The sequence below is a fragment of the Sneathiella chungangensis genome, from assembly GCF_009882935.1.
Taxonomy (GTDB): Bacteria; Pseudomonadota; Alphaproteobacteria; order Sneathiellales; family Sneathiellaceae; genus Sneathiella; species Sneathiella chungangensis.
This window is the reverse complement of sequence record NZ_WTVA01000015.1, coordinates 282,209-296,371: the sequence shown is the minus strand read 5'-3', so window position 1 is coordinate 296,371 and position 14,163 is coordinate 282,209. Positions and strand designations below refer to the sequence as shown.

The window sequence follows — 14,163 nt, the reverse complement described above, 5'->3', positions numbered from 1 at the left end:
TATCTGCGAAGTTTGGACATTTTATGAATAATTTCCTTGATTTTGAGAAGCCGATCGCCGACCTCGAAGGCAAAATCCGTGAACTGGAAGGGTTGGAAGATGGCAGCGATATTGAGATCAAGGAGGATATTGCCAAACTGCGCCAGAAAGCGCTTCAGCAACTGGAGCAAACCTACTCCAAGCTGACGCCATGGCAAAAGACACAAGTCGCTCGCCATGTCGACCGGCCGAAACTCAGTGATATTACGGCCCAGCTTATAGATGATTTTACGCCGCTTGCAGGCGACCGGGCGTTTGCCGATGACAAGGCAATCATAGGCGGCCTGGGGCGTTTTCGTGGCCGCAGTGTTATCGTCATCGGTACGGAAAAGGGCAAGGATACCGAAACGCGCCTTCGTCATAACTTCGGCATGGCCCGTCCCGAAGGCTACCGCAAGGCACAGCGGCTGATGCGCATGGCCGATCATTTTGCCATTCCTATCCTCACCTTTATCGACACGTCCGGTGCCTATCCCGGTATCGGCGCGGAAGAACGCGGCCAGGCGGAAGCTATCGCCCGGTCAATCGAGGTTTGCCTGGATGTCCGGGTGCCGATGGTTGCATCGATAGTCGGGGAGGGTGGCTCCGGCGGCGCCGTTGCGCTCGCGGCTGCCAATCGCGTGCTGATGTTCGCCCATGCGGTTTATTCGGTGATCTCGCCGGAGGGCTGCGCAGCGATCCTCTGGAAAACACGGGACAAGGCCCAGGAAGCCGCGACCGCCATGAAAATCACGGCGCAAGACCTTCTGAAACTGAAGGTGATTGACCGGATCGTTGACGAACCGGTCGGCGGCGCGCAGCGCGACGTTCAGGCCGCCATCGCCTCGCTCGGCGATGCGATCGAGGAGGAATTGTCGCTGCTTGCCAAAAAAGAACCCGGCGAGCTCCGTGAAGAGCGTCGTCGCAAGTTCCTTGCTATCGGTCGTCTCGAAGGAAACTGAAGGCAGATACCTGCTAACCCGTAAAGGCCTTTCCGAGATTTCGGACACTCTCCTGATGCGCGGACCAGTGACGGCCGCCGATCATACCGCCGTCGACAAGGATGTCGGCCGCATTAACGAAAGTGGAATCATCGGAGGCGAGGAAAAGCGCCGCCTTGGCAATATCGTCCGGAAGGCCCGCCCGGCGAATGGGTTGGGCCTGAGATAAAACCTCGCCGGCGATTTTTGCTGTGTCCTCTGCCGCCTGCCCCTTGAGGCCCAGAGCTTTGCCAAAAATTCCGGTGGCGATTGCGCCGGGCGAAATGGAGTTTACCCGGACGTTACTCTCGCCGAGTTCCATCGCCGCGCTTCGGGTCAGTTGCAAAACGGCGGCCTTGGCGCTGCTATAGACCATGGAGGTCGAGTAGCCCGCAAGATGGCCGGCGATGCTGCCATTATTGATGATGCTGCCATACCCCTGCTTTTTCATAATCGGCGCCGCATGCTTGATGCCAAGGAGAACACCGCCAAAAAGCAGCGTCATGGCGGTCATCGATTTTTCGAAATCAACAGTTTCGATACTGCCGACAGGCGCCGGGCCGCCCGCATTGTTGAAGAGGCAGTCCAGCTTGCCGAATTTGTCGGCGGTGCCTTTTATCAGGGCTTCCATGTCCGCCTCGACGCTTGCGTCGGCGCGGACGAAACTCACCTTGTCTCCCAGCCGGTCCGCAATTGCGTTGCCTTCAGCCTCCCGGCGTCCCGAAAAGACAACCGTGGCGCCCTCTTCGGCAAAAATCTCGACCGTGCGAAGGCCGATCCCGCTCGTGCCGCCTGTAATGATTGTAACCTTGTCCTGTAGTCGATTCATTTTCATTCTTCTTCGGTTAAAAAATCTGGATAGGGAACAATTGACTATAACAAGATTGGCGCGCGGGCGAACAGGCCTTTTCGCAATTTCCTTCGTAGATTGGCTTCCCTAATCGGAAATTTTGACTAAACTGGCGCCTGTAACTTCAGGGGGATTATTGTCGCGTGCTCTATCATAGCATCATCGTTATAGCCTATGCGCTGACGGCAACGGTGATTGCTGTACAGGCTCCTGTGTATATGCCGGGAATCGAACCGGCGGCAGGATATTGGGCCGGGGGTGTTTTCTTCCTCATTTGCGCGCTTGTGCATGATTTCATCATGCGGCATGTGGAACGCGCCCGTTTTCAACGCGATCTGCAGAAAATGCGCAGCGATCTCGATATGGCGGAATCCGGTCTCGACCGATTTGACAACATCCTGGGCCGCCTTGCCGGTAAAGACGGTAATATGGATAGTTTCGCTGCCGAAATGCAAATTCTGCGCAAGCTTTTAAAGCAGCTGTCCACGGATCAGAAACCTCGTGAAAAAGAGGCGGAGGAGGAATTCGTCCTATCCGCCGACGCGGAGGTCGCGGAGGAACGGGAAGAAGGCACCAAAGATAAGGAAATGCCGAGGAACAGCAGCGGCCCGAATGAAGAGATGCTGCCGCGCGATGAGGAGATTCTGGAAATCGTACGGGCCGGTTTACAGGAAAACAAGGTTGATCTCTATCTCCAGCCGATCGTGCGCTTGCCGCAACGGCGGACACTTTTCTATGAGGCTTTCTCCCGTATTCGCGGGCCGCGCGGCGAAGTGATCACGCCGGGTCAATATTTGACGGTGGCAGAGAACGCTGGCCTTATCGGAACGATTGACAATCTCCTGCTGATCCGTTGCGTGCAGCTGATCCGCCGGGTCCGGCAACGAAATGCCGATATCGGTTTCTTCGTCAATGTCTCGTCTCGGACGCTCAACGATACCGCTTTCTTCCGTCAGTTCGTTGAATTTCTGGATCAGAACAAGGATTTGAGCGAAAGCCTGATCCTTGAATTCCCGCAGGAGGATTTTGACAACGCAACCGAGGCGACCCAGAAAAATCTCGCGACGCTTGCGAAGATGGGGTTCGCTTTTTCGGTGGATCACGTGCACAGGCTCGATTTCGACTTTGGCGAGTTGGGTAAACGGAACGTCCGTTACCTGAAAGTCGCCGCCGTGGAGTTATTGCCCGGCAGGCCGGGATTGCCGATGGAAATTCACCCGGATGATCTTCACGAGGCGCTGTTGCGAGAGAATATCGAACTGATTGCCAGCATGGTCGAAGATGAAGACACCGTTATCGGGCTTCTCGATGTGGAAGTCGGTTTCGGTCAGGGCTTCCTGTTCGGTGTGCCCCGTCCGCCGCAATCCGTAAATTAGCAGGTTTCTCCCTATGACTTTCAAGATGATTACCGGCATGGCCGGAATAGCGGCTGATTATGACGGTTATATTCTGGATCTATGGGGCGTCGTACATAACGGCCATCATCCTTATCCGGGCGTGCTTGAATGTATGACGAAACTCCGAGAGAAGGACCGACCTCTTATCCTGCTATCTAACGCGCCGCGAACCAATGGTTTTGTCATCACCTTTCTTGAGAAAATCGGCGTCGGACGGGAATGTTACGACTATATTCTGACATCCGGTGACATCACCCGTGAAGTGCTGGCGACGCGTAATCACCCCTATTTGAAAAAATCCGGCAACGCGTTCTACCAGATCGGCGCAGACCGCGACAAAGGGCTTGAAGACGGTCTTGATTACCATCGGGTTTACTCAGTTGCGGACGCGGATTTCCTGATCTGCACGGGACTTGCCGATGACGAAACCGAAACGCCGGAGAATTACAGGTCTCTTTTATTGGACGCTCTGTCACGGGATCTTCCGATGCTCTGCGCCAATCCGGATCTCACCGTGATGAGAGGGAACAGCTCACATTACTGTGCGGGTGCGATTGCCGCGCTTTACGCGGAGCTTGGCGGGCGGGTCGAGCTTTTTGGCAAACCCTATCCGGAAATCTACCGGCAGGCGATGGAACGGCTGCAAATCTCTGAACCGTCCCGCATTCTTGCCATTGGCGACAGCATGCGCACCGATATAAAGGGCGCGACGGAAATGGGGATGGACTGCGTCCTGGTAAGCGGTGGTATTCACGCGGAGGAATGGGGACTGAAAGACGGCCAGTTGCCAACCGCAGAGCAGATCACATCAACTGCGCGCCAGCACGGATTTTCCCCGAAATATGTCACGGGACATATGGTCTGGCAGGAAAACGCCCTTTAGACGTTAGTCAAAAAGGGCGTCGATCTCATCCTGAGCCTTGTTGCTTTCATCACTTGCTGATTTCGCAACGGGCTTTTTCTGTTGTTTTTCCGCGCCGGCCTCGTCGAAAAGTGTGTCGATTTCGTCCTGATTGACGCCTTCGCCATCAAGCGCCGGCCCGTTCAGCAGTTCCGTTTCCTCATCGTCTTCGGCTTGCATCGCATCGGCCGAATCCGTGCTGTCGATATGGTGACCCCAGGCCTTGGTCAGCCGTGCGAGATACTCTTCGATATAGTTGAGGGTAGAGACGACCTTGCTGATTCGCTGGCCGGTAATGTCCTGAAAGGAGCAAGCCTCGAAAATCTCCATACAGGCATCGTTGACGACATCCGCGTCCGTCACCTTTGCCGACATGATCGTTTCCGTCGCGTTCATGATCTGGTTGGTGGCCGTCTCTGTCGCCTCGACAATTGCATCAAGTTCCTTGCCAGCACGAGGCAGTTTTTCTTGCTTAAGGTCATTCGGCCGGATTTCGGCAATCTCGGACCGGGCCGCCATGATGAAATTGGCGAGATCCTGACAATCCTGATGAAGGGCGGCAATCGCCTTTCTCAGGTGAATGACCTCATCCGTATCGGACATTAGAAATCACCCAGTACCGAAGCGATTTTTGTCTTCAGGGTCGCTGCGTTGAACGGTTTCACGATGTAGTTGTTGACGCCGGCTTTTTTGGCGGCAACCACATTGTCCGTCTTGGATTCGGCCGTGATCATAATGAACGGCGTGCTTTTCAGCGTTTCATCTGCGCGGACTTCCTTGAGCAACTGGTAGCCGGTCATCGGTTCCATGTTCCAGTCGGATATGACCAGGCCGTATTTCTTGGTGCGCATTTTCGAAAGCGCGGCCGAGCCATCGGCAGCTTCGTCAACGGCGTTGAAGCCAAGTTGCTTGAGAAGATTGCGGATAATACGCAACATTGTTTTGTAGTCGTCAACGATCAGAATCGACATGTTCATATCGACAGCCATAGAAATGCCCTCTTACTTTCCTTCTATTAGGTTCCAATCAGGTGGGAGCTAGAAAATCCGCCTTACCTATTCGTCGAAGATTAGGTAGGGAAACTGAAAAAATGGTTAATTTGAGCGCAGTTTTACGAAAACTGGCTGGAACCGCTATATTAGTGCCCGTCGATTTCGTCCTGGCACTTGCGGCAGCACCCGTTTTCCTTCTATATAACCCGGCTGTCCACCGGTTATAAGGAATTGAAAACCAATGTCGGTTTATGAAGATTTACACGGTTACTTCCTCGAGGATTTGGAAATTGGCATGACGGCGCTCTATGCCAAGACGATTACGGAATCCGACATTGTCATGTATGCCGGCATCTCCGGCGATACGAATCCCGTTCATCTGAACGCAGAATTTGCCGAAAAAACGATTTTCAAGGAACGTATTGCCCATGGCATGTTGTCCGCCGGGCTGCTCTCGACCGTGTTCGGAACGAAATTGCCTGGCCCCGGCGCGATCTACATGAATCAGAATCTCAATTTCAAAGCGCCCGTCTGTATCGGTGATACGGTCGTCGCCAGAGTGAATTTGCGCGAGATCAATGGTAAACGGGTAACCTTTGACTGTGTCTGTACGATCGGGGAAACGGTTGTGCTGGATGGAGAGGCGACCTTGATGGTATCCAGGCGCTCCTGAAGGTTAATCAGATAAAGCTGGGTAGGAATGATGCGGATATTACGCGACTACACTAAGGTGCCGGAGGAATGCCGTGGATTGGTTCTTGCCATCGGCAATTTTGACGGCGTCCATCGCGGACATCAGGCTGTCATTTCCGAAGCGCAAAACATTGCCGACCGGCTTGGTGTCGCCTCCGGGGTCATGACCTTCGAGCCCCATTCACGAGAATTTTTCGCACCCACTGCGCCGCCGTTTCGTCTTTCGACAATGGAAACGAAGGCGGCCCATCTGAAATGGCTTGGCGTTGATGTGATGGTTGCGCTTACTTTCGATCTCCCCTTTTCGCAAAAATCAGCCGAGGAATTTGTCCGGGACGTACTCGTCGAAGGATATAACGTCGCCCATGTGGTGGTCGGCTATGATTTCATTTTCGGTCACAAGCGGCAGGGGACGACGGTGGTTCTGGCCGATCTTGCCAAGAAATATGGCTTCGGCGTCACCGTGGTGGAGCCCGTCGGCGAAGAAACGGTAATCTTTTCGTCCACCGCAATACGCGACTGCCTTAAAGCTGGCGATCCGGGAAAAGCCGCTGCGCTTCTCGGTCACTGGTGGGAAGTTGAGGGACCTGTCATCGGAGGCGACAAGCGGGGTCGCACGATTGGCTTTCCAACGGCGAATATACCGCTCGTTGGGTATCAGCATCCGAAGCTGGGCGTTTATGCCGTGCGGGTCGGCCTGCATCGGGGGACACATGTCGACTGGATCGACGGCGTTGCCAATTTCGGAATGCGCCCGACTTTCGATAAAAAGGATGTCCTCCTGGAAGTTCATTTGCTCGACTGGAGCGGTGATTTGTACGATCAGAGTCTGCGCGTGGCCTTTGTCGACTATATCCGTGCAGAAATGAAATTTGCAGGGATTGAGGAATTGACGGCACAAATCGCGAAGGACGTTGGCAGGGCGCGCGAAATACTCGCCAACCATGAGAACCGGCAGACAAAATATGCTGACAAGAAAGTGCATAGCTAGAATTTGCCTGGCGCAGTTCTATTGCGGTTTTCTTTTCGTCCTGTTTGCCTTGTTCCCCGCGCACGCCTCTGAACTCGTATCCTTCCCAAGTCTAGACAAGAAAACTCGGCTGACTGCCTATCTGGCGAAACCCGGCGGGCCGGGACCCTTCCCCCTGGTTGGCCCAAAATCAGCCGTGCGCGACGACGCACAAAAACGGCTGCTGGAGTTTCTGAAAAAATATCTTTTGCCGGAAAAGCCGGGCTAGCGGGACGAAATGGCCGAAAAAGAGCGATTTTTAGCGTTTTGTCTCTATGTTTTCTCGACAGTCGATTAGGGAGTTGATAAAACACGTGCCATGATCGAATTATGGAAATCTACCGCTGGCTCGCGGGGACATCATGTCGTCTGCGATCGAATTATCTGCCCGGCCTTTCCTGCATAAGGCCGGGTAATATAGGTTCGCACCTGATGATCAGGTTGAAAACCCAGAAATTGGCGAGATGTCGCCCCTTATATACCAATATTTTGAGATACTGTTAGGATCAGTTCGCTACCATGAGCACTGACTATAAATCGACGCTATTTTTACCTCGGACCGATTTCCCGATGAAGGCCGGCCTGCCCGCGAAGGAGCCCGGGCTGCTTGAGCGCTGGGAGGAGATGGATCTGTTCACCCGTCAGCGGGAACAATCCAAAGACCGCGAGAAATTCATTCTTCACGATGGCCCTCCTTACGCGAACGGCAATCTGCATATCGGTCATGCCATGAACAAGATCCTCAAAGACGTGATCAGCCGTTCGCAGCAGATGATGGGCAAGAATGCCCATTATGTTCCCGGCTGGGACTGTCATGGGCTGCCCATCGAATGGAAGATCGAGGAGAAATACCGCAAGGCCGGAAAAGACAAGGATCAGGTTCCGGTCGTCGAATTCCGCAAGGAATGCCGGGATTTCGCAACCCATTGGGTGGGCGTGCAGAAGGAGGAGTTCAAGCGTCTCGGCGTCATCGGTGATTGGGAGCGTCCCTACACCACCATGAGCTTCGATGCCGAAGCGCAGATCGTCCGGGAACTTTTGAAATTCCTGATGAACGGCGGGCTCTATCGTGGATCGAAGCCGGTCATGTGGTCGCCCGTCGAAAAGACGGCTCTGGCCGAGGCCGAGCTTGAGTATCACGATCATACCTCAACGACGATCCATGTGCGCTTTCCCGTGAAATCCGGGCAGGCCGAATTCATGGGCGGATCCATCGTTATCTGGACGACGACCCCCTGGACGATGCCGGGCAACCGGGCAATCTCCTATGGTCCGGACATGGAATATGTCGGGATCGAGGTGAAAGAGGTGGCGGACGGGTCACTTGCCGTTGTCGGCGAGAAACTGTTCGTGGCGACTGAATTGCTTGAGGTAGTTAAAAAAGAAGCTGGAATAGTAGCCGCCGATGTGATCTGGCGCGGCAAGGGCGACGCGTTCAAGGGCGTCATCTGCCTGCATCCGTTTAACGGTCAGGGATACGACTTCGATGTACCGCTGATCGATGGCGATCATGTGACGGTGGATGCCGGTACGGGATTCGTTCATACGGCCCCGGGCCATGGTCAGGAGGACTATGAAGTCGGCATGATCCACGGTATCGAGGTGCCGCATACGGTCGACGAGGACGGGACGTTCTATGATCACGTGCCGATGTTCGCCGGCCAGCATGTTTACAAATGCAACGAGGGAGTGGCGGACGAGCTTGAAAAGGTCGGCGCATTGCTGAAGCGCGGCAAGCTTGTTCATTCCTATCCGCATAGCTGGCGGTCGAAGGCGCCGCTGATCTTCCGCAATACCAGCCAGTGGTTCATCTCGATGGAGACGAATGATCTGCGAGAGAAGGCGCTCAAGGCCATCGACGAGACAAAATGGTATCCCGCCTCGGGCCGCAACCGTATCCATGCGATGATCGCCGGACGACCGGACTGGGTGCTCTCGCGTCAGCGCGCCTGGGGCGTGCCGATCACGGTCTTCACCCATAAGGAAACGGGCGAATTGCTGCGGGATGAAAAGGTCAACGCGCGTATCCTGAATATCATGGAGGATGAAGGATCGGACGCCTGGTTCGATTCACCGGCGCAGCGCTTCCTCGGCAATGATTACAATCCCGACGACTATGACATGGCGAAGGATATCCTCGATGTCTGGTTCGATTCTGGTTGTACCCATGCCTTCACCTTGGAAGCACGGCCGGAGCTGCAATGGCCCGCCTCCCTCTATCTTGAAGGCACTGACCAGCATCGCGGCTGGTTCCATTCGTCACTGCTCGAATCCTGCGGAACTCGCGGCCGGGCGCCGTACGAAGCGGTGCTGACCCATGGTTTCGTGATGGACGGACAGGGACGCAAAATGTCCAAGTCCCTGGGCAATGTTGTCGCGCCTCAGAAGATCATCGAACAGAATGGTGCGGATATCCTGCGCCTCTGGGTGGTCGCGTCGGATTATTCTGAAGATATGCGTATCGGCAATGAAATCGTGAAGGGGCAGGTCGACAGCTATCGCCGCCTTCGCAATACCCTTCGTTTTATCCTCGGCAATCTTGATGGCTGGGACGAGAGTGAGCGGCTCGAATATTCTGAGATGCCGGAGATGGAACGCTGGGTGCTCCACCGGCTATATGAGCTGGATAAGATGATCCGCCATAACTGCGACATTTATGAATTCAGTCGGATTTTTACGGCGATCCATAATTTTTGTACGCTGGAACTCTCGGCCTTTTACTTCGATATCCGCAAGGACGTGCTTTATTGCGACGGGGCGACCGATACCCGCCGCCGCGCCGCCCGGACGGTGCTGGACTATCTGTTCCATTGCCTGACGGCATGGCTCGCGCCGATGCTGGTCTTTACGGCTGAGGAAACCTGGCTCACCCGATATCCCGGGGAGGACAGCAGCGTTCATCTTCGTCTGTTTCCGGAAATTCCAGCAGAGTGGGAAAATGGCGCACTTATGGATCGCTGGTTCAGTATACGAGCTTTCCGCCGTGTCGTCACCGGCGCGTTGGAAATTGAACGGCGGGAGAAACGGATCGGCTCCAGCCTGCAGGCCGCCCCAACCGTCTATGTGAGTGAGGACTATAAGGCACTGCTGGATGGTCTCGATCTTGCGGATATCTGCATCACGTCGGGTGTCACGCTCTCAACCGATCCCGCGCCGGAGGGGGCCTTTACCCTTGAAGATGTGAAGGGCGTTGCCGTTGTCCCGGCGTTGGCCGACGGCGAAAAGTGCCAGCGGTGCTGGAAAATCCTCGACGAGGTTGGCTCTCATGAAACCTATGACGACCTTTGCCATCGCTGCGCTGACGTCGTCAGCGCGCTTCCCTTTGAAGTCGAGGCCTGACGCCGTGTTTCGTCTCGGTCTCGTCATTGCCGCCGTGATCCTCGCCGTTGATCAGATCAGCAAGGTTTATCTGATCGATCTGATGATCCGTTATCCCGGCGGGATCGAGGTGACGCCTTTCTTTAATCTCGTCATGGTCTGGAATCGGGGCGTGAGTTTTGGCATGTTTGCCGGTGAGGATATGCGCTGGATACTCGTCGGTATTACAGCCGCCATTGCGGTAATTGTTGCCTTCTGGCTAAGAAAAGCCACAAACCGGTGGTTGGCTATCGGTCTTGGTCTGGTTCTCGGCGGTGCTGTTGGCAATATCATTGATCGGATCCGGCTCGGCGCCGTTGCGGATTTTTTCGATTTCGACCTTATTTTTATGCGCTGGCCCGCGTTCAATGTTGCCGATATGGCCATTGTTGTCGGCGTCGCCGTTATTCTGCTAGAGAGCTTGTTTCAGGGACGCAAGTCCGATAAAATGCCGTCATGAGGGAAGGCTTAAAGAATATGCGCCATAACGGTATTATAGTCGGTGTTGTTTTGCTGTCAGCGATAGCATTGACGGGCTGTGAAGGCACGAAACAGGCACTTGGTATCGGCGGAAAAAAGGCGCCGGATGAATTTACCGTGATTACGAAGGCGCCATTGATAATTCCGCCTGATTTCTCGCTGCGGCCGCCGGCACCCGGGCAAAAGGGACCGCAGGATATCCTTGCCGAGAACAGTGCTAAAGCCGCACTTCTTGGCTCGGGCCGCAATCCGGCGCCGGTAACTCATTCGGAGGCAGTGGCCGCCGGAATTTCGGCGGGCGAGCTTGCTCTGCTGCGCCAGGCCGGCGCGGAAAATGTCAATCCGAATATCCGTGAAATTGTCGATACGGAAACGACCATCCTTGCCGAGAACGACGTGACTTTTATGGAAAAGATCATGTTCTGGCAGGAACAGCCGCCGTTCGGTACCGTTGTTGATCCGGTCAAGGAGAAGAAACGGCTTCAGGAAAATGCGGCGCTTGGCGAAAATCCGGCCGCTGGCGAGGACACCCCGATTATCGAACGGCGCAAGCGCGCGTTGCTGGAAGGCTTGTTCAACTAGCCTAACCGTGGTCAGTTTTTCCTGATTCCTTTCGTCGCCACTGACATTTCATTAGAAATAATCGTGGCATAACCTTGTAAATGAATGCCGCTTGCCCTTTATTCTAGGAATACAATTTTATTGCGTCCGGAGGCTGCCGATGGGCTCGTTGCGACCGTTTTGGGGTTTTGTACTGGTATTGTGGATAGTTGTCGCCGGTGGCGCGGCGCCGCTACTTGCCGAGGATGAAATCCCGACCCTGTTCGACCCGAAGGTGACAACGCTTGATAACGGCCTTGAGGTCGTCGTCCTCGAAGATCACCGCGCCCCCATCGTGACCCATATGGTCTGGTATAAAGTCGGGGCAGCCGACGAAAATCCACTTAAGTCGGGCATTGCGCATTTCCTCGAGCATTTGATGTTCAAGGGAACCGACAAGCTGGCGCCTGGTGAATTCTCGGCCATCGTGGCGAAAAACGGCGGGCAGGAAAATGCCTTCACGTCGCAAGATTACACGGCCTATTTCCAGAATGTCAGCGTAGATAAATTGCCCCTTTTCATGGAAATGGAAGCCGATCGGATGAGCAATCTGGCGCTCACTGACGAGACCGTCGGACCGGAGTTGAATGTTATCCTGGAAGAAAGGTCCCAACGGACAGACAATAACCCCAATGCATTGTTCGGGGAACAGTTTGATGCCGCGCAGTTTCTTGCGCACCCCTACGGAACACCCGTCATCGGCTGGCGGCATGAGCTTGAGAAGCTGACAACGCAGGATGCGATTGACTGGTACAATACCTATTACGCGCCGAATAACGCCATTCTTATTGTTGCTGGGGATGTAAAGGCGGATGAGGTCTTTGCGCTTGCCGAAAAATACTACGGTCCGATTCCCGCGCGCGAAATTCCGAAACGCGAGCGGGTGCAGGAGCCGCCCCAACTTGCGAAACGGGTTGTGGAGATGAAAGATAAACGGGTGCGTCAACCATCCTGGCGGCAGAGTTATCTGGCGCCCTCGGCCCGAAGTGAGGATCAGAAAAACGTACGGGCGCTCGAAGTTCTCAGCCAGATACTGGGCGGCGGCGTCACCAGCCGGATATACAGCGACCTTGTTGTCGACCGGAAAATCGCGACTAGTGCCGGCGCTTATTACAGTTCAGGTTCCTATGATAAGTCGACATTTGTCGTCTATGGAAGCCCTACCCCCGATCATAGTCTCGATGACGTGGAGGCCGCGGTTCAGGCGATCATAAAGGATGTCATCGAGAACGGCGTGACGGAGCAGGAACTGACGCGCGCAAAGAAGAGAATGCTCGCGGATGCGGTCTACGCCCGCGACAGCATTCGCGGCGCCGCGAATATATTCGGCTCGGCCTTGGCGAGTGGCGAGACGATAGAACAGATTGTCAACTGGCCGAAGCATATCTCCGACGTCACGCCGGAAGAAATTCAAAAAGCCGCCCAACAGGTATTCGACGAGCGGCAGTCCGTTGTCGGTCGCCTGTTGCCTGAAGACGCGAAAAGCTGAAGGAGATATCATGCAATGCGCCCGTCAACTTATTGCGCCGGTCCTGCTTTTTGCCTTTTTCCTCCTAGCCAGCCAGCCGGCTCGCGCCGTTGACATCCAGGAGGTGACCAGCCCCGGCGGAATCAAGGCATGGCTTGTCGAAGAACCATCTATTCCCATCGTCAGCCTCAATGTGTCGTGGCGCGGCGGATCGAGCCTTGATCCTGCCGGCAAGGCGGGGCTTGCCTATCTTGCCTCCTCGACAATGGACGAGGGCGCGGGGGAATTTGACAGCAAGGCCTTTCAGGGGCGGCTTTCCGATCTCGCCATCCAGCTTGGATTTGATGCAAGCAAGGACAGCTTTTCCGGTGAATTTAAGACGTTGAGCGAGAACACCGAAGAAGCCTTCCGGTTGTTTGGTCTGGCGATCACCGATCCCCGCTTTGATGAGGAGCCGGTGGAGCGCATCCGTGGTCAGATACTGGCGTCTCTTGACCGCAAGCTTTCCGATCCAAACAGCCTCGCGGGACGCGCCTGGTTCGAGCTTGCCTTTGGCGATCATCCCTACGCGCACCCCTCGGAAGGGACGCTGGAGACAATGGCCGCCATAACGCGCGAGGACCTTGCCAGGTTTGCCAAGACACATCTTGGAAAGGACAACATGTTTGTTGGCGTCGTCGGGGATATAACGGCGGCGGAACTTGGCCCGCTCCTCGATATGACATTTGGCAAGCTTCCCGAGAAGGTCGATGTGGCGCAAGTTCCGCAAACAGAACCATTGCAGGAAGCGGCCGTCATGATTATCCCGCAGGACATTCCGCAAAGTGTGGTCATTTTTGGCGGTCAGGGTGTGAAACGGGATGATCCGGACTATTATGCGGCCTATGTGCTCAACTACATTCTGGGCGGCGGCAGTTTCCAGTCACGGCTGACGGACGAGATCCGGGAGAAACGCGGCCTTGTGTATTCAGTCTACAGCTATCTTTATCCGATGAAGGCGGCCGGACTTCATATGGGGGGATTCGGCACAAGCAATGCCTCCGTGAAGGCGGCCCTGGACCTCGTCGAGGAGGAGCTCAGGCGAATCCGTAAGGACGGTGTCACGGCGGAGGAACTTGATGCCGCCAAAACCTACATTAACGGATCCTTTCCGCTCAGCCTGTCGTCCAACGACCGCATTGCCGATATTCTGGTCGCCATGCAATTCAGCAATCTTCCGCCAAGTTATTTGAATGACCGGGCGGCACTAATCAATTCTGTAAGTCAGGATGATATCAAGCGGGTTGCCAGGCGTCTTCTTGATCCTGAAAAGCTGATTGTCGTCGTCGCCGGAAAGCCGGAGAATCTTGAGGCGGTCGGCCCCGGTATGGAAAAGAAATAGTGCACAGACCTAGGCCGCCTCAGTCATATTTGCTAAG

The 14,163-nt window shown here is 54.9% G+C and carries 14 protein-coding genes; 11 read left to right on the top strand and 3 right to left on the bottom strand.

Annotated elements, in window-relative coordinates; genetic code table 11:
• The first annotated feature begins 23 nt into the window (after window positions 1–23).
• Window positions 24–980 (top strand): acetyl-CoA carboxylase carboxyltransferase subunit alpha, encoded by a 957-nt coding sequence (locus tag GQF03_RS14450; protein WP_161339997.1) that lies wholly within the window; start codon window positions 24–26, stop codon window positions 978–980.
• Window positions 981–993: 13 nt separating this feature from the next.
• Here the strand turns inward: GQF03_RS14450 and GQF03_RS14445 are convergent, their stop codons facing one another.
• Window positions 994–1,827 carry an SDR family NAD(P)-dependent oxidoreductase gene (locus GQF03_RS14445; protein WP_161339996.1) on the bottom strand — a complete coding sequence of 278 codons (834 nt, stop codon included), beginning with the start codon at window positions 1,825–1,827 and terminating at the stop codon, window positions 994–996.
• Window positions 1,828–1,991: 164 nt separating this feature from the next.
• Here GQF03_RS14445 and GQF03_RS19125 point away from each other — a divergent pair, with 164 nt between their 5' ends.
• Window positions 1,992–3,224, top strand: coding sequence for an EAL domain-containing protein (locus tag GQF03_RS19125; RefSeq protein WP_161339995.1), 1,233 nt, complete (start codon window positions 1,992–1,994; stop codon window positions 3,222–3,224).
• A gap of 13 nt (window positions 3,225–3,237) precedes the next feature.
• Complete coding sequence (locus GQF03_RS14435) at window positions 3,238–4,128, top strand: TIGR01459 family HAD-type hydrolase (protein WP_161339994.1); 891 nt, start codon at window positions 3,238–3,240, stop codon at window positions 4,126–4,128.
• 3 nt (window positions 4,129–4,131) lie between these two features.
• Here GQF03_RS14435 and GQF03_RS14430 read toward each other — a convergent pair whose 3' ends face one another.
• Window positions 4,132–4,749, bottom strand: coding sequence for a protein phosphatase CheZ (locus tag GQF03_RS14430; protein WP_161339993.1), 618 nt, complete (start codon window positions 4,747–4,749; stop codon window positions 4,132–4,134).
• Window positions 4,749–5,135, bottom strand: a complete 387-nt coding sequence (locus tag GQF03_RS14425; protein WP_161339992.1) for a response regulator — start codon at window positions 5,133–5,135, stop codon at window positions 4,749–4,751. The genes GQF03_RS14430 and GQF03_RS14425 overlap by 1 nt, the downstream gene beginning before the upstream one ends.
• A 244-nt stretch (window positions 5,136–5,379) precedes the next feature.
• Between GQF03_RS14425 and GQF03_RS14420 the strand changes: the two genes are divergently transcribed.
• From GQF03_RS14420 to GQF03_RS14385, 8 genes are all read left to right on the top strand, one after another.
• Complete coding sequence (locus tag GQF03_RS14420; RefSeq protein WP_161339991.1) at window positions 5,380–5,811, top strand: MaoC family dehydratase; 432 nt, start codon at window positions 5,380–5,382, stop codon at window positions 5,809–5,811.
• Window positions 5,812–5,838: 27 nt separating this feature from the next.
• Window positions 5,839–6,822 (top strand): bifunctional riboflavin kinase/FAD synthetase, encoded by a 984-nt coding sequence (locus GQF03_RS14415; RefSeq protein ID WP_206375965.1) that lies wholly within the window; start codon window positions 5,839–5,841, stop codon window positions 6,820–6,822.
• Entirely contained in the window at window positions 6,797–7,069 is a 273-nt protein-coding gene (locus GQF03_RS14410) for a hypothetical protein (RefSeq protein WP_161339990.1), read from the top strand. Before GQF03_RS14415 ends, GQF03_RS14410 begins: the two co-directional genes overlap by 26 nt.
• A 290-nt stretch (window positions 7,070–7,359) precedes the next feature.
• Window positions 7,360–10,179 carry an isoleucine--tRNA ligase gene (ileS, locus tag GQF03_RS14405; protein WP_161339989.1) on the top strand — a complete coding sequence of 940 codons (2,820 nt, stop codon included), beginning with the start codon at window positions 7,360–7,362 and terminating at the stop codon, window positions 10,177–10,179.
• Complete coding sequence (gene lspA, locus GQF03_RS14400) at window positions 10,106–10,657, top strand: signal peptidase II (protein ID WP_241691220.1); 552 nt, start codon at window positions 10,106–10,108, stop codon at window positions 10,655–10,657. Before ileS ends, lspA begins: the two co-directional genes overlap by 74 nt.
• A 50-nt stretch (window positions 10,658–10,707) precedes the next feature.
• Window positions 10,708–11,259, top strand: a complete 552-nt coding sequence (locus tag GQF03_RS14395) for a DUF3035 domain-containing protein (RefSeq protein WP_206375969.1) — start codon at window positions 10,708–10,710, stop codon at window positions 11,257–11,259.
• A 139-nt stretch (window positions 11,260–11,398) separates the two neighbouring features.
• Window positions 11,399–12,766, top strand: coding sequence for a M16 family metallopeptidase (locus tag GQF03_RS14390; protein ID WP_161339987.1), 1,368 nt, complete (start codon window positions 11,399–11,401; stop codon window positions 12,764–12,766).
• A gap of 10 nt (window positions 12,767–12,776) precedes the next feature.
• Window positions 12,777–14,126 (top strand): M16 family metallopeptidase, encoded by a 1,350-nt coding sequence (locus tag GQF03_RS14385; protein ID WP_161339986.1) that lies wholly within the window; start codon window positions 12,777–12,779, stop codon window positions 14,124–14,126.
• Window positions 14,127–14,163 lie beyond the last annotated feature (37 nt).